This is a genomic window from Sinomonas terrae (assembly GCF_022539255.1).
Classification (GTDB): Bacteria; Actinomycetota; Actinomycetes; order Actinomycetales; family Micrococcaceae; genus Sinomonas; species Sinomonas terrae.
Genome location: NZ_JAKZBV010000001.1, coordinates 1,716,509 through 1,737,361 on the forward strand (window position 1 = coordinate 1,716,509; position 20,853 = coordinate 1,737,361).

17 protein-coding genes and 1 riboswitch are annotated in these 20,853 nt (G+C 68.2%); of the genes, 13 read left to right on the forward strand and 4 right to left on the reverse strand.

The window, feature by feature from the left end; translation table 11 throughout:
* Positions 1 to 10 precede the first annotated feature (10 nt).
* Entirely contained in the window at positions 11 to 1,207 is a 1,197-nt protein-coding gene (locus tag L0M17_RS07985) for an aminotransferase class I/II-fold pyridoxal phosphate-dependent enzyme (protein ID WP_241053396.1), read from the reverse strand.
* A 49-nt stretch (positions 1,208 to 1,256) separates the two neighbouring features.
* On the opposite strand from L0M17_RS07985, the gene coaD reads away from it, so the two are divergent.
* From coaD to ftsY, 7 genes are all read left to right on the forward strand, one after another.
* On the forward strand, positions 1,257 to 1,745 hold the full coding sequence (gene coaD, locus L0M17_RS07990) for a pantetheine-phosphate adenylyltransferase (RefSeq protein ID WP_241053397.1): 489 nt from the start codon (positions 1,257 to 1,259) through the stop codon (positions 1,743 to 1,745).
* 115 nt (positions 1,746 to 1,860) lie between these two features.
* Positions 1,861 to 2,391, forward strand: coding sequence for a YceD family protein (locus tag L0M17_RS07995; protein WP_241053398.1), 531 nt, complete (start codon positions 1,861 to 1,863; stop codon positions 2,389 to 2,391).
* A 31-nt stretch (positions 2,392 to 2,422) separates the two neighbouring features.
* Complete coding sequence (rpmF, locus tag L0M17_RS08000) at positions 2,423 to 2,626, forward strand: 50S ribosomal protein L32 (RefSeq protein ID WP_241053399.1); 204 nt, start codon at positions 2,423 to 2,425, stop codon at positions 2,624 to 2,626.
* Between the two features lie 19 nt (positions 2,627 to 2,645).
* Positions 2,646 to 3,383: a ribonuclease III gene (gene rnc, locus L0M17_RS08005; RefSeq protein WP_241053400.1), complete on the forward strand. Its 738-nt coding sequence runs from the start codon at positions 2,646 to 2,648 to the stop codon at positions 3,381 to 3,383.
* A gap of 2 nt (positions 3,384 to 3,385) precedes the next feature.
* A complete protein-coding gene (mutM, locus tag L0M17_RS08010) occupies positions 3,386 to 4,357 on the forward strand; it encodes a bifunctional DNA-formamidopyrimidine glycosylase/DNA-(apurinic or apyrimidinic site) lyase (RefSeq protein ID WP_241053401.1) in 972 nt (323 codons plus the stop codon).
* Between the two features lie 116 nt (positions 4,358 to 4,473).
* Positions 4,474 to 8,052: a chromosome segregation protein SMC gene (gene smc, locus L0M17_RS08015; protein ID WP_241053402.1), complete on the forward strand. Its 3,579-nt coding sequence runs from the start codon at positions 4,474 to 4,476 to the stop codon at positions 8,050 to 8,052.
* 54 nt (positions 8,053 to 8,106) lie between these two features.
* Complete coding sequence (gene ftsY, locus L0M17_RS08020; RefSeq protein ID WP_241053403.1) at positions 8,107 to 9,324, forward strand: signal recognition particle-docking protein FtsY; 1,218 nt, start codon at positions 8,107 to 8,109, stop codon at positions 9,322 to 9,324.
* 46 nt (positions 9,325 to 9,370) lie between these two features.
* On the opposite strand, the gene L0M17_RS08025 is transcribed toward ftsY, so the two are convergent.
* A complete protein-coding gene (locus L0M17_RS08025; RefSeq protein ID WP_241053404.1) occupies positions 9,371 to 10,606 on the reverse strand; it encodes an MFS transporter in 1,236 nt (411 codons plus the stop codon).
* A gap of 205 nt (positions 10,607 to 10,811) precedes the next feature.
* Here L0M17_RS08025 and L0M17_RS08030 point away from each other — a divergent pair, with 205 nt between their 5' ends.
* The 4 genes from L0M17_RS08030 (at position 10,812) to L0M17_RS08045 (ending at position 14,559) form a co-directional block, all read left to right on the forward strand.
* Complete coding sequence (locus L0M17_RS08030; RefSeq protein ID WP_241053406.1) at positions 10,812 to 12,188, forward strand: ammonium transporter; 1,377 nt, start codon at positions 10,812 to 10,814, stop codon at positions 12,186 to 12,188.
* On the forward strand, positions 12,185 to 12,523 hold the full coding sequence (locus tag L0M17_RS08035; protein ID WP_241053407.1) for a P-II family nitrogen regulator: 339 nt from the start codon (positions 12,185 to 12,187) through the stop codon (positions 12,521 to 12,523). Before L0M17_RS08030 ends, L0M17_RS08035 begins: the two co-directional genes overlap by 4 nt.
* Positions 12,524 to 12,820: 297 nt before the next feature.
* Positions 12,821 to 14,224 (forward strand): ammonium transporter, encoded by a 1,404-nt coding sequence (locus tag L0M17_RS08040; RefSeq protein WP_241053409.1) that lies wholly within the window; start codon positions 12,821 to 12,823, stop codon positions 14,222 to 14,224.
* Positions 14,221 to 14,559, forward strand: a complete 339-nt coding sequence (locus L0M17_RS08045) for a P-II family nitrogen regulator (RefSeq protein ID WP_241053411.1) — start codon at positions 14,221 to 14,223, stop codon at positions 14,557 to 14,559. The genes L0M17_RS08040 and L0M17_RS08045 overlap by 4 nt, the downstream gene beginning before the upstream one ends.
* A 22-nt stretch (positions 14,560 to 14,581) precedes the next feature.
* Here L0M17_RS08045 and L0M17_RS08050 read toward each other — a convergent pair whose 3' ends face one another.
* Positions 14,582 to 16,015: a glucose-6-phosphate dehydrogenase gene (locus L0M17_RS08050; protein ID WP_241056361.1), complete on the reverse strand. Its 1,434-nt coding sequence runs from the start codon at positions 16,013 to 16,015 to the stop codon at positions 14,582 to 14,584.
* A gap of 181 nt (positions 16,016 to 16,196) precedes the next feature.
* Here L0M17_RS08050 and ffh point away from each other — a divergent pair, with 181 nt between their 5' ends.
* Positions 16,197 to 17,777: a signal recognition particle protein gene (gene ffh / locus L0M17_RS08055; RefSeq protein WP_241053413.1), complete on the forward strand. Its 1,581-nt coding sequence runs from the start codon at positions 16,197 to 16,199 to the stop codon at positions 17,775 to 17,777.
* 105 nt (positions 17,778 to 17,882) lie between these two features.
* On the opposite strand, the gene thiC is transcribed toward ffh, so the two are convergent.
* Positions 17,883 to 19,646: a phosphomethylpyrimidine synthase ThiC gene (gene thiC, locus L0M17_RS08060; protein WP_241056362.1), complete on the reverse strand. Its 1,764-nt coding sequence runs from the start codon at positions 19,644 to 19,646 to the stop codon at positions 17,883 to 17,885.
* Positions 19,647 to 19,668: 22 nt separating this feature from the next.
* Positions 19,669 to 19,776, reverse strand: a riboswitch (TPP riboswitch).
* Positions 19,777 to 19,903: 127 nt separating this feature from the next.
* Between thiC and L0M17_RS08065 the strand changes: the two genes are divergently transcribed.
* The gene (locus tag L0M17_RS08065; RefSeq protein ID WP_241053414.1) at positions 19,904 to 20,797 is read left to right on the forward strand and encodes a VOC family protein; all 894 of its coding nucleotides are present in this window, start codon (positions 19,904 to 19,906) and stop codon (positions 20,795 to 20,797) included.
* Positions 20,798 to 20,853: the final 56 nt, after the last annotated feature.

Here is a 20,853-nt window from a genome sequence, read left to right on the forward strand (position 1 = left end):
AGTTCCGCGATCACACGAGTTCGCCCAGGCCAGCGAGCCTGCCCGCAGCCTCTTCGAGGATGTTGTCACGCTTGCAGAACGCGAAGCGCAGGAGCGAGCGAGTCCGCCGCGCGCCCTCCTCATGGCAGAAGACCGAGACGGGGATGGCTGCGACCCCGACGAGCTCGGGGAGCCTTCTCGCGAGGTCGAGCGCGTTGTCGAAGCCGATGGAAGCCGTGTCGGCAGTGATGAAGTAGGTCCCATCGGGAAGGTAGACGGTGAGGCCTGCCTGACGGAGTCCGTCCGCGAGGATGTCGCGCTTCCGGCGGAGGGCATCGGCCGCGTCGGTGAAGAATTCGTCCGGCAGGCCTAGGCCGTGGGCGACGGCTGCCTGGAAGGGTGTGCCCGAGCTGTAGGTGAGGAACTGCTTGATGGTCCGCACCTTGGCGACGAGGTCCTCCGGGCCGGTCACCCAGCCGACCTTCCAGCCCGTGAACGAGAACGTCTTGCCAGCCGAGGAGATGCTGAGCGTCCGATCGGCCGCCCCGGGGAGCGTCGCAACCGGAACGTGGGGCCGACTGAACACGAGGTGCTCGTAGACCTCGTCCGTGACGATGATCGCGTCGTGCTCCGCAGCGAGATCCACGACCCGCTGAAGGACCTCCGGGCCGAAGACCGCGCCCGTCGGATTGTGCGGGTTGTTGAGGATCACGACCCGTGTCTTGGGGCCGAACGCCGCCTCGAGCTCGGCGAGGTCCGGCTGGAACCTCGGCGCGTGCAGGGGCACCGTGACGTGATTCGCTCCGGCCAGCCCGATCATCGCGCCGTACGAGTCGTAGAACGGTTCGAACGTCAGGACGTCGTCGCCGGGTTCCGCGAAGGCGAGCACCGCAGCGGCGATCGCCTCGGTCGCGCCGGTCGTAATGAGGACTTCGCTCTCGGGATCCGGGTCGAGCCCGTAGAAGCGCTTCTGGTGGGCGGAGACGGCCGTGCGGAGCACGGGGATGCCCTTGCCGGGTGCGTACTGGTTCGAACCCTCGGCGATCGCGCGGCGGGCTGCCTCGGCCATGACGGCGGGGCCGTCCTCGTCCGGAAAGCCCTGACCCAGATTGATGGCCCCGGTCCTGACCGCGAGCCCAGTCATCTCCTCGAAGATCGTTACCCCGAGGCGTCCGTCGGTGCCCAGTACGTTCGCGCCCGCGGCGGTGCGCTGCCAAGGAGAAGTCATGGAGTCATGCTAGCGAGCAGCGCGCTCTGGCTTCGGTTATGTTGGCAGCATGAGACGCGCCGTCTGCCCTGGCTCCTTTGACCCGATCCACAACGGCCACCTCGAAGTCATCGCCCGCGCCGCGAATCAGTTCGACGAGGTGGTCGTTGCCGTGTCGACCAACTACGCGAAGAAGTACCGCTTCCCCCTTGAGGAGCGGATCGATATGGTGCGCCGGACCCTCGGTGCGATCAGCGGAATCCTCGTCGAGCCGATGGGGGAGGGGCTCCTCGCGGACTACTGCCATGAGCGGGGCGCATCGGCGATCGTGAAGGGGCTCCGCTCGTCGTCGGACTTCGACTACGAATTGCCGATGGCGATCATGAACCGCCAGCTCACGGGCGTGGAGACAGTCTTCCTTGCGGCCGAGTCCCACTACGTGCACCTCTCGTCGACCCTCATCAAGGAGGTCCACGACCTCGGCGGGGACGTCTCCGAGTTCGTTCCGCGCTCGGTGCTCGCCCGGCTTGACGCGACGTCGGCGCGCCGAGGAGCCTGAACCGTAGGGATCGCCGCAAGGCGCTCGGGTTTGGGACTAGGGCGCGCGCAGGCTAGGATTGTTTGTCGGTCTATGTTCTACAGGAGTTCTCATTAAGCGCGAAGATCGTTCGCCCTTGACGGTTGACGTCAAGGACCTCGGGCGGAGCCCGGGCACAATGCGAACACTCAAAGAGCATGTCCCCGCACCGAGCGAACTCGGTGTGGCGCTCATCGGCGTCAGGGAAGGGTCCCCCGTGGACCTCGATCTGAGGCTCGAGGCGGTCCACGAGGGGATCCTGGTATCGGGAACCGCACGCGTCGACGTAACCGGCGAGTGCGGGCGGTGCCTGGATCCCATCGAGTACAGCCTCGACGTCGATGTGCAAGAGCTTTTCTCCTACGAGGGCGCCGAGCCCTTGGAAGGGGAAGACGATGAAGAGCAACGTCGAGTCGAGCACGATTCCATCGATCTTGAGCCGGTGTTGCGGGACGCAGTAGTGACCATGCTGCCGTTCCAGCCGGTGTGCCGGGAGGACTGCCCGGGGCTCTGCCCCGAGTGCGGGATCCGCCTCGCGGACGAGCTGGGCCACCATCACGAGGTCGTTGACCCGCGGTGGTCGGCTCTGGCGGATCTGATCAGGCCCGACCGGCACAGCGATGAATAAGTGTTGGCCCTAAGAGAGAAATGAGTTAGCCGTGGCAGTTCCCAAGCGGAAGATGTCCCGCTCGAACACGCGAGCCCGCCGCTCCCAGTGGAAGGCAACCGCGCCGAACCTGATCAAGACGGTCGAGAACGGTCGCGTGGTCTACAGCCTTCCCCACCAGGCGAAGGTCGTCACCGACTCCGCCGGCACCCCGCTCTTCATGGAGTACAAGGGCCGCAAGGTCGCCGACGCCTGAGCAGTCAGCCGGCCACGACATGCCCGCTCGAGATGAGCTTCTGAAGCGTCTCGGCGTCGACATCGACGCCGAGACGCTTCGTCTTGCCCTCACCCACCGCTCATACGCCTACGAAAACGGCGGGATCCCCACGAACGAGCGCCTCGAGTTCCTCGGCGACTCCATCCTGGGGTTCTCGGTGACCGACCACCTCTACCGGAAGTACCCGGACCTTTCGGAGGGTGAGCTCGCGAAGCGGCGTGCCGCCGTCGTGAGCACGAGGGCTCTCGCCGCGATCGCGCGGCGCCTCGGCGTCGGGGAGTGCATCTACCTCGGGCACGGCGAGAAGGTCACGAACGGCAAGAACAAATCCTCCATCCTCGCGGACACGATGGAGGCGCTCATCGGCGCCACCTACATCTCCAACAGTCTCGAGGAAGCCCGCTGCCTTGTGGTGCGCCTCGTCGGGCCGCTGCTCGATGACGCCGCCGTGATGGGGGCGGGCACCGACTGGAAGACGCACATCCAGGAGCTCGCCGCGAACCGCCAGCTCGGCGCCATCCACTATGCCGTGGTCGGGGACGGACCGGACCACGCGCGCACGTACACCGCGACGCTTTCGATCGGTGGCGTTCCCTACGGCACAGGTACCGGAAACTCCAAGAAGGAGGCCGAGCAGTACTCGGCCGCAGACGCTTGGAAGGTCCTCTGCCCGGAAGAGTCAGGCGTGATCGGCAGCGTGCCGGGCCAGCGTGAGAGCGCTGGCGGGTCCGCCTAGCCTTGCCCGAACTTCCCGAAGTCGAGGTCGTCCGCCGCGGCCTCTCGACGTGGGTGACAGGACGCCGGATCGAGCGCGTCGAGGTCCTGGACCCCCGCTCTGTCCGCCGCCACGTGCTCGGAGCCGACGACTTCCGCGGTCAGCTCGAGGGCGCTGTCGTCCTCGATGCGGTCCGTCGCGGCAAATTCCTGTGGCTCCCCCTCGCCGACGGCGAGGATGGCGTTGCTGATTCCCTTCCCCACACCGCCCTCATGGCCCATCTCGGCATGAGCGGTCAACTCCTCGTGGAGGATCCCGAGCAGCCGGACGAGAAGCACCTCAAAGTCCGCATCACCCTCTCCGACCCGCCGAGCCTCGCTCCCGGGGGCGGCTTCCCCGCCGAGCTCCGCTTCGTCGACCAGCGCATCTTCGGAGGGCTCGCCGTCGTGCCGCTCGTGCCGACCGACGACGGCGGCGCGGGAGGATGCGCCGCGCGGCCCCTTCCGCTCATCGCGGCCGAGGCGTCCCATATCGCGAGGGACCCGCTCGATCCGTCGTTTTCGGCCGCCGAGCTTCACGAGCGCTTCCGTGCCCGCCGCACGGGAGTCAAACGGGCACTCCTCGATCAGCGGCTCGTCTCGGGAATCGGCAATATCTACGCCGACGAGGCCCTCTGGGCTGCACGCCTGCACTATGCACGCCCCACGGAAACCCTCCGCAGGGCCGAGACGCTGCGGCTCGTCGATGCCGTCCGAGACGTCATGCTCCGAGCTCTCGACGCCGGCGGGACGAGCTTCGATTCGCTCTATGTCAACGTCAACGGTGCGTCGGGCTACTTCGACCGCTCCCTTTCGGCGTACGGCCGCGCAGGTCAGCCGTGCCTGCGCTGCGCGGAGGAAGGCCGAACGAGCATCATGGTCCGCGAGCCCTTCATGAACCGCTCCTCGTACCGCTGCCCTTCGTGCCAGCGGACACCGCGCAACGCCCGCCGTTAAATCGCTGGGGCCACGGCGGTGCGACGGACTCGCCAAACGCCCAAGCGGCTCAGTCAGTGGCAGAATGCAGTGGCAGAACCACCCGTCCCGCTGACCGACAGGAGAGCTCGGGCCCCTTGCATCTCAAGACCCTGACCATCCGAGGCTTCAAGTCCTTCGCCTCGGCCACGACCTTCGAGTTCGAGCCGGGCGTGACCGCCGTCGTCGGCCCGAACGGTTCGGGCAAGTCGAACGTCGTCGACGCGCTCGCATGGGTCATGGGGGAGCAGGGTGCCAAGACGCTCAGAGGCGGCAAGATGGAGGACGTCATCTTCGCGGGCACCGCGGGACGCCCGCCTCTGGGCCGCGCGCAGGTCTCCCTCACGATCGACAACGCCGATGGCGCCCTCCCGATCGAGTACAGCGAGGTCACGATCTCGCGGACCCTCTTCCGCACGGGAGGGTCGGAGTACGCGATCAACGGGGAGTCGTGCCGCCTGCTCGACATCCAGGAGCTCCTGAGCGATTCGGGTCTGGGCCGGGAGATGCACGTCATCGTGGGCCAGGGCCAGCTCGACCGAGTCCTGCACGCTACCCCCGAGGACCGGCGGGGCTTCATTGAGGAAGCTGCCGGAATCCTCAAGCATCGGCGCCGGAAGGAGCGCACGGTCCGCAAGCTCGACGCCATGCAGGGCAACCTCCAGCGGCTCGCGGACCTCACCGGGGAAATCCGGCGGCAGCTCGGCCCCCTCGGACGGCAGGCGCAGGTCGCTCGCCGCGCACAGACGATCCAGGCCGACGTCCGCGACGCCAAGGCACGTCTCCTGGCAGACGACGTCGTCCGGCTGCGCGACACGCTCGAGCAGGACCTTGCCGACCAGTCCGCACTCACGGCGCGGCGCGCCGACGCCGAGCGGGAACTCGAGGGGGCCCGCCGCGAGCAGGCCGAGGCCGAGCGCGCTGCCGCCCTTGCAACCCCCAAGCTCAATGCCGCCCGTGACCTCTGGTACCGCCTCTCGGCTGGCCGCGAGCGTCTGCGATCGCTCGCGAGCGTCGCGGAGGAACGACGCCGGCTCCTCGGCACGTCCGAGGCCCTGCCCTCAGGACGCGACCCCGAGCGGCTCGACCGGCAGGCTGAGGAGGCCCGGGAGGAGCTCGCTGTTCTTGCCGAGGCAATCGACGTCCGTTCCGAAGGCCTCGAGGCAGCGTCCGAGGCACGCGTCGAGGCGGAGGAGGAGGCAGCGGCCGAAGACCGCCGGCACACCGCACGCCTCCGCGCCTCGGCAGATCGTCGCGAGGGCCTGGCGCGGCTTGCCGGGGCCGTGGGCGCGGCGCGGAGCCGGGTCGAGGCTGCCGAGGGGGAGATCGGCCGACTCCAGGCATCGCTTGCATCGGCCGCGGAGCGCCGGCGGAACGCGGAGATCGAATTCACGGCGCTCGAGACGCAGGTCGCGGGCGTGGAGCAGGGCGAAGAAGGCCTCGACGCTGCGTACGAGGAGGCAGCCGCCCTTCAGGACTCGGCCGAGGAGGAGCTCGCCGCGATCGAGGAGCGCCGGCGAGCGGCAGAGACGGCCCGCCGCTCGCTCGAGGCCCGGCTTGAGGCGCTCCGGGCCGGTCTCCGCGGCAGGGACGGCAGTGGCGCCGTCCTGGCATCGGGGGACGGCGTGCTCGGCCCGGTTCCTTCCCTCGTCAAGGTCGAGCCCGGATTCGAGGCGGCCGTGGCGGCCGTCCTCGGGGGCATCGCCGAGGGCCTCGCGATGGAGGACGCCGAGGCCGCTGTCCGCGCCCTGACGCGGCTGCGCGACGACGACGGCGGCCAGGCAGCCCTTCTGGTGGGCGGTGCGGTGGCGGCGCCTCGCCTCGACGAGCGGCCCGAGCTCCCGGCCCACGCGCACTGGCTCGACGCCGTGGTGACGGCCCAGCCGGCGGTGCGCGCCGCCGTCGTGCATCTCCTCCATGGTGCGGTCGCCATCGAAGACGTGGGCCAGGCCTTGCCGCTCCTCCTGGCCCACCCCGAGCTGACCGTTGTGACGCTGCAGGGGGACGTGCTCACAGCCGGCGCGGTGCGCGGAGGGTCCGCGGGTGCGCCTTCGACACTCGAGCTTCAGGCCCAGGTCGACGAGGCGGAGACTCAGCTCGGGCTGGCCGTTGCCGAGTACGAGCGTGCGGGGTTCGAGCTCGCCCGTGCCCGAGAGCGAGTGCGCGAGACGACCGAACGCGCCGACGCCGCCCTGGCCGCCCTCCACGATTCGGACGCGAAGTTCGCGGCCGTGGCGGAGCGCCTCGCAGCCCTCGGCGCGCAGCTCCGCGGAGCCACCGCGGAGGACGAGCGGCTCCGGGCCTCGCTTGCAGCCGCCCAAGCGCAGCTCGACACCGAGCAGGAGGCCTTGGCCTTGACGGCCGAGCGCCTCGAGACGGCAGAGGAAGCCGAAGCCGAGGAGGACGACGCCGAGCCCTCCTCCGCGGAGCGCGATCGGCTCGCGCAACGGGCGACGGCGGCACGCGGGGCAGAGCTGGAGGCGCGCCTTGCGCTGCGCACCGTCGAGGAGCAGCACCGCGCGCTCGAGGCGCGGGCCGAGTCACTCGAGCGGGCGGCTGCCGCCGAGCGGAAGGCCGCAGCCGAGGCGCGCAGACGGGCCGAGGACCGAGCGCGAAAGGCCGCCCGGGCTGAGGCGGTGGCCCGCGCGGCACTCGCCGGAGTCGCCGCGATGGACCGCGCAGTAGAGGATGCCGCGGAGGAACGCGATGCGGCGGAGGAACGGCGCCAAGCACTTGACGAGCGGCTCTCAGCACTGCGCACCTCAACCGAAGCGCTAGCGAAGGAGCTCGCCGAACTGAGCGACGCCGCCCACCGCGACGAGCTCGCCCGCGCCGAGCTGGGACTGCGGCTCGAGGCCCTCGAGGACCGCGCGATCGAGGAGCTCGGGCTCTCGGCCCACCAGCTCGTCGACGAATTCGGGCCCCACCTCCCGATCCCGATACCGGACGACGGAGCCGACAAGTGGGCCTCCCTCCGAGTCGAGGTCGACGACGAGGGACGGCCGGTGGGCGGGATACCGTTCGTGCGCGCCGAGCAGGAGAAGCGGCTCAAGAAGGCCGAACGCGATCTCGCGTCCCTCGGCAAGGTCAATCCGCTCGCGCTCGAGGAGTTCGCCGCGCTCGAGGAACGGCACCGCTTCCTCAACGAGCAGCTCGAAGACCTCAAGTCGAGCCGACGGGACCTGCTCGCGATCATCAAGGACGTCGACGACCGCGTGCAGCGCGTCTTCGCGGAGGCCTATGCCGATACGGCCGTCCAGTTCGAGCGTGTCTTCGGACGGCTGTTCCCTGGAGGCGAAGGGCGGCTCGTCCTCACCGACCCGGAGGACATGCTCACGACCGGCATCGAGGTCGAGGCGCGTCCAGCGGGCAAGAAGATCAAACGGCTCTCGCTGCTCTCGGGAGGGGAAAGGTCGCTCACGGCGGTTGCGCTCCTCGTCGCGATCTTCAAGGCCCGGCCATCCCCGTTCTACGTCATGGACGAGGTCGAGGCCGCCCTGGACGACACGAACCTCGGCCGCCTCATCACGATCTTCGAGGAGCTCCGGGAGTCGAGCCAGCTCATCGTCATCACCCACCAGAAGCGCACCATGGAGGTCGCAGACGCCCTGTATGGGGTCTCGATGCGTGGAGACGGCGTCTCGACCGTTGTGAGCCAGAAGCTCGAGCGGGTCTGAGGGCAGGGCTTCGCCGAAGGCGGGGGAGGAAGCGCCTGTGAGAAGCTAGGTCACGTGACAGCCTCCGCACTCCTGCCCATCGTCATAGCCGTGATCGTGCTGTTCATCGTCGCCGGGTCCGTCATCGGGCTCGTGCGCGGGAGGCGCTCGAAGGTGCGCTACCCGGGGACGAGGGACACGAACGATCCAGTTCTCGCACCGAACCAGCCGAATGTCGCAGGCGACGACACGGGGGCCCCGACCGCGGTCGCCGAGCCCCCGACTCCACTCCTCGAGCCCGACCAGGCCGTCGAGGTTCCCGAGGTCTTCGAGCAGCCGACGGTCGAGGAAGTACCAACCGAGACCCCGGCGCCCGTCGCTGGTCGCCTCCAGCGCCTGCGCGAACGGCTCGTCAGGAGCAACAACGTGCTCGGGAAGGGCCTCCTCGCCCTGCTCTCGAGTGACCGCATCGACGAGAACGTGTGGGACGAGGTCGAGGAGACCCTCCTTCTGGCCGATATCGGCACCGAACCGAGCCTCGAGCTCGTCGAGACGCTCAAGGACCGCGTCAAGGTCATGGGCAGCCGTAATCCGGACGAGGTGCGCTCGATGCTCCGCGAGGAGCTCGTCAAGCTTGTCGATCCGACCCTCGACCGCTCGCTCAACGTCGACCGCAAGGGCGGCAAGCCCGCCGTCGTCCTCGTTGTGGGCGTCAACGGCGTCGGGAAGACGACGACGGTGGGCAAGCTCGCGCGCGTCCTCGTCGCCGAGGACAAGGACGTGCTGCTCGGCGCTGCCGACACCTTCCGCGCCGCCGCGGCCGAGCAGCTCGCCACATGGGGCGCGCGCGTCGGTGTCCCGACCGTCAAGTCAGACGTCGAAGGCGCCGACCCGGCCTCCGTCGCCTTCGAGGCCGTCAAGGCTGGCATCGAGCAGGAGGCCGACGTCGTCATGGTCGACACGGCGGGCCGACTTCAGAACAAGGTCGGTCTCATGGACGAGCTCGGCAAGGTCAAGCGCGTGATCGAGAAGCTCGCGGAGGTGGACGAGGTGCTCCTTGTCCTCGACGCGACGACCGGCCAGAACGGTCTCAACCAGGCCAAGGTCTTCTCCGAGGTCGTGCGCATCACGGGCATCGTCCTCACGAAGCTCGACGGCACCGCGAAGGGCGGCATCGTCGTCGCGATCCAGAAGCAGCTTGGCGTGCCCGTCAAACTCGTCGGCTTGGGCGAGGGCCCTGACGACCTTGCCCCGTTCGACGTCGAGGGGTTCGTCGACGCGATCCTCAACTGACTCCGGGCCGTCCCTCTTCTGACCCCCAGCTGCGGCGGGTGCTCGCTCAGGCGGGCGCCCGCCGTCGTCGTCCCGCCCAAGCCGGCATGGCCAACAGCAGGCAGGTGCCTGAGGCCGCGAACGCCCAGACGTAGCCGACGTGGTCGGCGAGGAGGCCCGCGAGCAGCGGGCCCACGATGCTTCCGACGTCCGAGACCATCTGGAAGACCGCGAGTGGGGCACCACCGCTCCGCTCACGGCCGATCGTGTCTGCCACGGTCGCCTGGAGCGCCGGGCTGAGGAGCCCCGAGCCAAAGCCTGCGATGGCGGAGAGCGCGAACAGGATGGGTTCGTCCGGGCTCAGCCCCATGACGCCGGTTGCGGCGGCCGCGGTTGCAAGCCCCGAAAGCGCCAAGGGCCGCCGCCCCCATGTATCGGCGAGCCGTCCTGAGAAGGTGAGGGCGCCAGCCGTTCCCAAGGCGAAAAGTGCGAGCGCGAGCCCGGCGGCGGCGGGCGCGGCACGGAGAGCCTGCGCTGCGAACAACGGGACGAGGGCCATCCGGATGCCGAGCGTCGCCCATCCGTTCGCGAAATTGGAGACGAGCGCGGCACGGTACGGCGCCAGCTCGAGGGCTTCGGCGAGGCGGAGGGGAGGGAGCGCTGTGCGAGCAACCGCGCCCGGTCCCCGGCCCAGCAGAATGCCCACGATCGAGGCGGCCACGACGAGCGTCCCCGCGTAGACGAGGAACGGGACGCGGAGCCCGAACCCGGCGAGCAGGCCGCCGACGAGCGGTCCCGCGATGCTGCCGAGCAAGAACGAGGATGCGTAGAGCCCACTGACCCGCCCCCGGGCCTCAGGCGGGGCGAGCCGGACGATGAGACCCGACGAAGAGATCGTGAACATCGTCGAGCCGAGGCCGGCGAGACCCCGGAACAGGAGGAGCTGCCAATAGCTCCCTGCGAAGGCGCAGGCCCCCGTGAAGACCGCAACCGTGAGGACGCCGATGACGTAGACGGGCCGCTCGCCGAGGCGGTTCACGAAGCTCCCCGCCGTGGGCGCGAGGACGAGGCGCGTGAGGGCGAACGCGCTCACGATGATCGACGCCGCCGTCGCCCCCACGCCGAAGCTCGCGGCGAACTGGGGGAGCACAGGAGAGACGAGGCCGAAGCCGATCGCGATGGCAAAGGCTGCGACGACGAGCACCCAGACGTCGCGCGGAATCGGCGCGCGGGGCGTCTTCTCGGCCCTCCCCGTGGGGCGGAGGGGAGCCGGGAGCGGGACCCGGAAAGCTGGTCGGGGCATGGCACAAGATTACGTAACGCGGCGGAAACGAGCTGGTGACGAGGGCTTAACACCCAAGCGGAAGTTGTAACGGCAGAGCAATTTTGGCCGCGCGCAGATGAAACACCGCGGCGTCAGTCTTTTCTCAGTGGTCCGTTAGACCGCCGGGGCAGCGGCGGAAGCGGGCCAGGCGCCCCCCGTTCCACCCCTCGAAAGGCAACTCACCATGAATGCTGGCGACACCGCCTGGGTACTCGCCTCAGCAGCGCTCGTGCTGCTGATGACCCCCGGGCTTGCGTTCTTCTACGGAGGCATGACCCGCGCCAAGTCCGTGCTCAACATGATGATGATGAGCTTCGGCGCCATCGCCCTCGTGGGCGTGCTGTGGGTGCTGTTCGGCTACTCGATGTCGTTCGGCACCGACGCGTTCGGCGGCTTGGTCGGCAACCTTGCCAAGTTCGGCCTCCACGGCGTCCTCTCGACAGGCAAGGACATGCCCCTCACGGGCACGATCCCGGAACTCGCGTTCGTCGGCTTCCAGGCCGTCTTCGCGATCATCACCGTCGCGCTCATCTCCGGTTCCATCGCCGACCGCGCGAAGTTCGGTTCGTGGATGGTCTTCGCGGCGCTCTTCTCGGTCCTCGTCTATTTCCCGGTCGCGCACTGGGTCTTCGATGCGAACAAGGATGCGAGCGGAAACTTCATCGGCGGCTGGCTCAACCAGCTCGGCGTGATCGACTTCGCGGGCGGTACCGCTGTTCACATCAACGCCGGCGCCGCAGGCCTCGCCCTCGCGCTCGTCTTGGGCAAGCGCAACGGCTTCGGCAAGGACCCGAACCATCGCCCGCACAACCTCCCGTTCGTGATGCTCGGTGCGGGCCTCCTGTGGTTCGGCTGGTTCGGCTTCAATGCCGGCTCGGCCCTCGCCGCCAACGGCACAGCCGCCTTCGCCTGGATCAACACGCTCGTCGCTCCGTGCGCCGCGACGCTCGGCTGGCTCATCGTGGAGAAGATCCGCGACGGCCACGCAACGTCGCTCGGCGCCGCCTCGGGCGCCGTCGCGGGTCTTGTTGCCATCACCCCGGCGTGTGCGGCGGTCTCGCCTCTCTGGGCGATCATCCTCGGTGTCCTTGCCGGTGCCGTCTGCGCCCTCGCCGTAGGGCTCAAGTACCGCTTCGGCTACGACGACTCGCTGGACGTGGTGGGCGTCCACATGGTCGGCGGCATCGTCGGAACGCTCTTCATCGGCCTCGCCGCGAGCCCGGGCGCACCTTCCGCGGGCACCGGCCTCTTCTACGGGGGCGGCTTCGACCTCCTCGGCAAGCAGGCCCTCGGCGCCTTCACCGTCCTCGGCTACTCGTTCGTCGTCTCGCTCCTCATCGGGCTCGCCATCAAGGCCACCATCGGATTCCGCGTCACGACCGAGGCCGAAGAGGCTGGCATCGACATCGCGATCCACGCGGAGACGGCCTACTCGTCGGCGGCCTCGGGCGGGAACGGCTTCCACCCGCTCGGCGGCAAGGCGGCGAGCGAGGAGATCTCCCGGTTCAACGCCGACGATCTGCTCACCCCATCGACGAAGGCAGGGAAGGTCTCCTCATGAAGCTCATCACCGCGATCGTCCGGCCCGAGAAGCTCGACTCCATCCGGGAGGGCCTCGAATCGTACGGAGTCCAGGGCCTGACCGTGAGCTCAGCGAGTGGCTACGGCCAGCAGCGTGGCTACACCGAGGTGTACCGCGGCGCCGAGTACAGCGTGGACCTTCTCCCGAAGGCACGGATCGAGGTCCTCGCGACGGACGAGCAGACGGATGACATCCTCGACGTGATCATCACAACCGCGAACACCGGCCGGGCCGGCGACGGCAAGGTCTGGACCGTCGACGTCCACGAGGCCATTCGGGTTCGGACCGGCGAGCGCGGGGCCGCCGCGATCTGAGAAGGCAGCCAACGCGAGCGGTGCCGGAAGGCAAGCGGACGACGGCGGGAGGCACCCGCCGTCGTCCGCTTGCCAATCTCCTCAAGAGCCCCGGAATCTCGCGGGGGAAACATTGCGGAAACACGCACGTGACCCTCTCTTAACGTGAGTGGCAATCTTGTAACTTTCGGGCAACACGGACGGTGAAAGTCCGAAACACCGCCGGGGGAATCTAGTTCGCGTGGCCCCACCGTCCACCGCTTCGAAGCGATGGTGAGGGGCCCGGCGAACGTCCCCCTCCGGAAGGCCCCACGACTCATGAATGCTGGCGACACAGCCTGGGTTCTCGTTTCGGCAGCCCTGGTTCTGCTCATGTCCCCTGGTCTCGCGATCTTCTACGGCGGCATGACGCGGGTGAAGTCGATGCTCAACATGATGATGATGAGCTTCGGCGCGCTAGCGGTGATCGGCGTCCTCTGGGTCGTCGTCGGCTATTCGATCTCGTTCGGCAACGACGCGTTTGCCGGCCTGTTCGGCAACCCCTTCCAATTCTTCGGACTCCACGGGCTCCTCTCGACCGGCAAGGACATGCCGCTCGTCGGGACGATTCCCGAAATTGTCTTCGTCGGCTTCGAGGGAGTGTTCGCGACCGTCACGGTCGCACTCGTCTCCGGCGCCATCGCCGATCGCGCCAAGTTCGGGTCGTGGATGGTCTTCGCCGCACTGTGGGGGGTGCTCGTCTACTTTCCGGTCGCGCACTGGGTCTTCGACGGTTCGAGGGACTCGGCTGGGACCTTCATCGGCGGGTGGCTCAACCACATCGGCCTCATCGACTTCGCGGGCGGCACGGCGGTCGAGGTCAACGCGGGCGCCGCGGGCCTCGCACTCGCGATCGTGCTGGGCAAGCGCATCGGGTTCGGCAAGGACCCGAATCACCGCCCGCACAACCTCCCGCTCGTCATGCTCGGCTGCGGCCTGCTGTGGTTCGGCTGGTTCGGCTTCAACGCGGGTTCGGCGCTCGCCGCCAACGGCACGGCCGGCTACGTGTGGATCAACACCCTCGTGGCGCCGTGCGCCGCGGTCCTGAGTTGGCTCCTGGTCGAGAAGCTTCGCGACGGCCACGCCACTTCGTTCGGCGCAGCCTCCGGCGCGATTGCCGGCCTCGTTGCCATCACCCCCTCCTGTGCCTCGCTTTCGCCGCTGTGGTCGATCGTGCTCGGCGCGACGGCCGGCGCCGTCAGTGCGCTCGCCGTGGGGCTCAAGTACCGCTTCGGGTACGACGACTCCCTCGACGTCGTCGGCGTCCATCTGGTCGGCGGCATCGTCGGGACGCTCTTCATCGGCCTCGCCGCGAGCCCGGGTGCGCCCGTGGGGGGCAAGGGCCTCTTCTACGGCGGCGGCTTCGACCTCTTGGGCAGGCAGGCACTCGGAACGTTCTCGGTGCTCGGCTACTCCTTCCTCGTCTCGCTCGCGCTCGGCTATGCCATCAAAGCAGTCATGGGCTTCCGCGTCTCGAAGGACGTCGAGGAGGTCGGCGTCGACCTCGCGATCCACGCCGAGACGGCTTACCACTCCGGCTCCTCCTCGGCTGGCGGCTTCCACCCCCTCGGCCGGCCCGGTCCGGTCCCCGACGGCCTCGAGTTCGACGACGACGAGCTTCTTCCGGGACATCACCAGCGTGAGCTCGTCAAGAGCGGCAGCGGCGGGGAGGCGGGCGCGTGAAGCTCATCACCGCAATCGTCCGCCCCGAGAAGCTCGATGCGATCAGGGAGGGGCTCGAATCCTACGGGGTCCAGGGGCTCACCGTGAGCCGAGCGAACGGCTACGGGCGCCAGAGGGGCTACACGCAGGTTTACCGTGGAGCGGAGTACAGCGTCGACCTTCTCCCCAAGGTGCGCGTCGAGGTGCTCGCCGCCGAGGATCAGTCCGAGGACATCCTCGACATCCTGATCACGACGGCGAACACCGGCCGAGCCGGCGACGGGAAGGTCTGGGTCATCCAGCTCGACGAAGTCGTCCGCGTGCGGACGGGCGAGCGGGGGACAGCGGCGATCTGAGGGTTGGACGCCGTTTCGACGCTCAGGCGTCGCCCGCGTTCTCCGGACCTTGGAGGCCGTTGCCTGTCCCGTCCTCGGTGGGCGACGATGTGGCCCAATCCGACGGGCCGAGCGAACCGGCAGGGTACGTGTCCATCGGCACCTTGCCCGCGGCCCAGGCATTGAGCACGGGTTCAACCACCCGCCAGCAGCTCTCCGCGGTGTCGCCTCTGACGGAGAGGAGCGGGTCCCCATTGAGGACGCCGTCGAGGACCTCGCCGTAGGGCAAGAGGTCGGTCGCGTGGAGCTCGGCGTTGAGGGTGACGCGGTTGAGGCTCAGGATGTCGCCCGGGCCGTTGACGTCGACGTCGAGCTGGAGCACGTCGGGGCCGAATCCGATGCGCAGCCGGTTCGGTTCGTCGACGCCGACGAACCCCTCGGGCAGGTGGGGTACGGGCTTGAAGGTGATGACTGCCTCTTTGCGCTTCATGCCGATGGCCTTGCCTGAGCGCAGGATGAACGGGACGCCGGCCCAGCGCCAGCTCGCGAGCGTCACCGTGACCTCGGCGAGGGTCTCGGTGCCCCGCGACGGGTCGACGCCGGGCTCCTCCGTGTAGTCGGGGACCTGGCGGTCACCGATCCTCCCGGCCGTGTACCGGGCCCGGCGGGTGGTCTCGGTGAAGGGCTCCTCGATTCGCGCGGCACGGAGGACAGCACTGATCTGGTCGCGCAGATCGCGTTCGTTGAGCTTCGCCGGCGCGTCCATGGCAAGGATCGCCATGACATGCAGAAGGTGGCTCTGGATCATGTCCCGCAGGGCCCCGGCGCGGTCGTAGTACCCCGCGCGGCCCTCGAGCGCGAGGTCCTCGTCGAAGAAGACCTCGACCTTCTCGATGTGGTCGCGGTTCCACACCGGCTCGAGGAAGTTGTTCGCGAAGCGCAGGCCCAGGATGTTCAGGACCGTTCCCTTGCCCAGGAAGTGGTCGACCCGGTGGATCTGCTGCTCGGGAAGCAGTGCACGAAGAGTCTCGTTGAGGGCAGCGGCCGAGGCCTCCGAAGTTCCGAAGGGCTTCTCGAGGACAAAGCGCGTTCCGGGCGGCAGGTCACCCGGCGCGAGCGCGTCGCAGGCCTTCTCGGTAATGTGCGGTGGGAGGGCGAAGTAGACCGCGACAGGGGCCTCGAGTTTGCCCAGGGCTCGCGCGAGTTCGCCGGGCGCGGTGACGTCGAGCTGCTCGTAGCGGGATTCCCTGCGGACTCGGTCGAGCTCCTCACGGCCCTCGGGCGTCGCATCGGGGAGCGCGTCCTCCGTAGCCTCGTGCACACGTTCGGACCATTGGTCCTCGGACCAGTCCTCAGCGCCGGCGCCGGTCACCGAGAGTCCAGCGTGGCGGCCGGTTGCAAGGAGTCGGGCGAGGCCCGGGAAGAGCAGGCGTCCCGTGAGGTCTCCGGAGGCTCCGAGAATGAGGAGGCTCCGCACGGGGTCGGGTGACCAGTTGCGCTCCGCGGTCGACGGCGCGGTCGATGGGCTGTTCTTTTCTTCTGCAGTCTGGGTCGTCACGGTGCCCAGCATGCCACCGCGTACTTGCCGTTGATACCCTTGTCATTGACAGATCCGTCGATTGGCGGGCAACTCACAGGACTGAAAGCGACTCCGTCACGTGTTCAACTCCCTCTCGGACCGTCTGACTGCGACGTTCAAGAACCTCCGCGGCAAAGGCCGCCTGAGCGAAGCCGACGTCGACGCTACCGTCCGCGAGATCCGGCGTGCCCTGCTCGACGCCGACGTCGCCGTTCCCGTCGTACGCGATTTTGCCGCCAGAGTGCGCGAGCGCGCGCTGGGCGCCGAGGTCGCCGCCGCGCTCAACCCGAGCCAGCAGGTCGTCAAGATCGTCAACGACGAGCTCGTGGCGATCCTCGGCGGCGAGACCCGGCGCATCCGCCTCGCGAAGAATCCTCCGACGGTCATCATGCTCGCCGGCCTCCAGGGCGCGGGCAAGACGACGCTGGCCGGCAAGCTCGCGAAGTGGCTCAAGGGCCAGGGACACTCGCCCATCCTCGTCGCGGCCGACCTCCAGCGCCCCAACGCGGTCACGCAGCTGCAGGTCGTCGGCAATCGCGCAGGTGTTCCGGTCTACGCCCCGCATCCTGGTGTGCAATCCGAGTTCGAGGCGGCAACCGGCGATCCCGTGGGCGTCGCCCGCGGGGGCGTCGAGGAAGCGCGCCAGAAGCTGAATGATGTCGTGATCGTCGACACGGCTGGACGCCTCGGCATCGACGCAGAGCTCATGCAGCAGGCCGCGGACATCAGGGCCGCGGTCAACCCGGACGAGGTCCTGTTCGTCATCGACGCGATGATCGGCCAGGACGCCGTCAACACCGCGAAGGCGTTCGAGGAGGGTGTCGACTTCACCGGCGTCGTCCTGACGAAGCTCGACGGCGACGCGCGCGGTGGTGCTGCCCTCTCCGTCGCGTCGGTCACGGGCCGTCCGGTGATGTTCGCGTCGACCGGCGAGGGCCTCGACGACTTCGAGCTCTTCCACCCCGACCGCATGGCCTCGCGCATCCTCGACATGGGCGACGTCATGACGCTCATCGAGCAGGCCGAGAAGAACTGGGACCGGGACGAGGCAGCCCGGATGGCGAAGAAGTTCGCCGACCAGGAGGACTTCACGCTTGAGGACTTCCTGACCCAGATGCAGCAGATCCGCAAGATGGGCTCGATGAAGAAGCTGCTCGGGATGATGCCGGGCGCGGCCCAGTTCCGGCAGCAGCTCGAGCAGTTCGACGAGCGTGAGATTGACCGTGTCGAGGCCATCGTCCGTTCGATGACCCCGCATGAGCGCGTAGCACCGAAGATCATCAACGGTTCGCGCCGTGCGCGCATTGCTCGGGGTTCGGGCGTGCATGTCTCCGAGGTCAACGGCCTGCTCGAGCGCTTCGGGCAGGCGCAGAAGATGATGCGCCGTATGGCCGCAGGCGGGGGAATTCCCGGAATGCCCGGCATGCCGGGCATGGGCGGCGGCTCCCGCAAGCCCGGCGGCAAGAACAACAAGAAGAAGGCCCGCTCGGGGAACCCCGCGAAGGCTGCTCAGCAGCTCCGCGAGGCCGAGCAGCGCCGCGCTGCCGGCGCGTCGAACGCGGTCAAGGCGGGTTCCTCCTTCGGCCAGCAGGCCTCCGAGGACTTCGATCCGGCGTCGCTCAACCTGCCCAAGGGCTTCGACAAGTTCCTGGGGAAGTAAACAGCGGAACTTGCGCCGTCAGCTCCGCGGGGGTGTGAACCCAGCAGAGCTGACGGCGCAATGCGTTGTAGACCCCTTCGTTGTCCTGGGCCTGCCCCGGCGCCGCTAGTCCGGCGAACCGACGGAGATGGTCTCCGGGAGGTAGACCTTCCCGCCTTGGGCGAGGAACTCGGCGCTCTTCTGCTTCATCCCCTCTTCGGCGATGGCCTCCTGCGCCTCCTTGGAGCCGAACTCGTCCCGAATGTCCTGCGAGATGCGCATCGAGCAGAACTTCGGGCCGCACATCGAGCAGAAGTGGGCCGTCTTCGCAGGTTCAGCCGGCAGGGTCTCATCGTGGAATGCCTCGGCCGTGGCAGGGTCGAGCGAGAGCGAGAACTGGTCCTTCCAGCGGAATTCGAAGCGCGCCTTGGAGAGGGCATCGTCACGCTCGTTCGCGCCGGGATGCCCCTTCGCGAGGTCGGCCGCGTGGGCTGCGATCTTGTAGGTGATGACGCCGGTCTTGACATCGTCCTTGTTCGGCAGCCCCAAGTGCTCCTTGGGGGTCACATAGCACAGCATCGCCGTCCCATAGCGCGCGATCTCGGTTGCACCGATCGCCGACGTGATGTGGTCGTAGCCCGGGGCCACGTCGGTGACCAGCGGACCCAGCGTGTAGAACGGGGCTCCGTCGCACAGCTCCTGCTGGCGCTCGACGTTCTCGCGAACCAGGTGGAACGGGATGTGGCCCGGCCCCTCGACCATGACCTGGACGTCGTACTTCCACGCTCGCTTCGTGAGCTCGGCGAGCGTGTCCAGCTCGGCGAACTGCGCGGCGTCGTTCGCATCCGCTGTCGAACCGGGGCGCAGGCCGTCGCCGAGGGAGAAGGCGACGTCGTACTGGGCGAAGATCTCGCAGAGCTCGTCGAAGTGGGTGTAGAGGAAGTTCTCCTCGTGGTGGGCGAGACACCAGCCGGCCATGATCGACCCGCCGCGCGAGACGATGCCGGTGACGCGGTTGGCCGTGAGGGGAACGTAGCGCAACAGGACGCCCGCATGGATCGTCATGTAGTCGACGCCCTGCTCGCACTGCTCAATGACGGTGTCCCGGAAGACTTCCCACGTGAGGGCCGATGCGTCCCCGTTGACTTTCTCGAGCGCCTGATAGATCGGCACGGTGCCGATCGGCACGGGGGAGTTGCGGATGATCCACTCGCGGGTCGTGTGGATGTCGTCACCCGTCGAGAGGTCCATCACGGTGTCGGCGCCCCATTTGGTGGCCCACTGGAGCTTGTCGACCTCCTCGGCGATCGACGAGGTCACGGCCGAATTGCCGATGTTCGCGTTGATCTTCACAAGGAAGGCCTTGCCGATGATCATCGGCTCCGACTCCGGGTGGTTGATGTTGCTCGGGATGATGGCGCGGCCGGAGGCGACTTCGCTGCGTACCAGTTCGGCATCGCAGTTCTCGCGGAGGGCCACATAGCGCATCTCGGGCGTCGTGATTCCCTGACGTGCGTAGTGCATCTGGGTCACACGCCCCCCGCTCTTGGCTCGCCTCGGAACAGGCCGTGCGCCCTTCCACTCCGACGAGGCTGCCCCGCGCCGCAGCGCCGAGCGGCCGTCGTCGAGCAGGTTGCGTTCCCTGCCCTCGTAGGCCTCGGTGTCATCCCGTTCCTCGATCCAGGCGGCCCGGTAGGCCGGAAGCCCGACGACGGGATCGCTCCCTGGGCCGGCGGTTCGGTACACGCGCAACGGCGGGTTGGGGGAGCCGTTGGGGGAGTCGTCCAGCGCGATCTCGGTAACTGGCACGCGGAGCCCGTGCTCGCTCTCCTCGACGAACGCGAGGGAATGGGCTGGGTGCTGCTCCGTTGTAGCAGAGGTGGTGCTGATTGCAGAGGTGCTGACAGTTTTTTCCAAAGGAGCTCTCACTTCCTACGCCGGCATGACCCGGACAGGTTCGACGGTCGCAGGCCGCGTCAGCCTGATCTCAGCCCCTGCGAGGGCACCCGTGTGGACAGTCACGCACGCTAGCAGATCGGCGAGGAAGAGGCACGGACGGCTTCGTCATCCGCGCGGGAATAGCCGTTCTTGATTGAAGGTTCAACTAAAAGTACCCTTGAACCAGTAGCCAACCTGAGGAGTCAACAATGAGCCTGCCGTCCAGCCTCTCCACGCCGAGCCAGGATCTCCTTCCAGCCGATCTCAGCATGGGCACCGTCATGCTCAAGGTCGGGGACATGAGCCTCATGCTCGACTACTACCAGCGCGCCCTCGGGCTCGTGCCCCTCACGGAATCCCTCGGAGGCGTGTACCTCGGCCGCAAAGGCGTCCCGATCATCCACCTGAGCCCCGCGGCGGGGCTCCAGATCCCCGGACGAGGCGAAGCCGGACTGTTCCATACGGCGATCCTCTTCGACAATCGTTCGGATCTGGCGGCTACGGTCGCGACCGCCGCGCAGTATGACCCGCGTCTCTTCGCGGGCAGCGCCGACCATCTGGTCTCCGAAGCTTTCTACTTCACCGATCCCGAGGGCAACGGCGTCGAGCTCTATTTCGACAAGCCGCGCGGAACGTGGGAGTGGCACGGCGACCAGGTCGTCATGGACAGCCTCCCACTTCCGCCCCAAGGCTTCCTTCAGTCCAACCTGACAGAGCAGGCCGTGGCCGGGCAGAGCGAGGCTGCAGCCGGAGTCGGTCACGTCCATCTCCAGGTTGGGGACGTGGCGACGGCCCACCGGTTCTACGTGCAGACCCTGGGCTTCGAGCAGACGGCGGGATGGCATGGCCAGGCGCTCTTCGTCTCGGCAGGCAAGTACCACCACCACATGGCCATGAACGTCTGGAACAGCCGCGGCGCGGGTCCGCGCAAAGACACACTGGGGCTCGGGGAAGTCCTCATCCAGGTTCCCGACAGCGACGACCTCCTCGCTGCGGCGGACCGTCTCAAGACGGCGAAAGTGGCGACGCAGCACACCGGGCTGGAGCTTCGCTTCGAGGATCCGTGGCGCAATCGCATCCGCATGGCATCCGTGGCAGCGTGACCCCTCCTGCGTTACGCTCAACGTGTCCGCGGTCTCCGCGGGCACGTTGCCCGTCC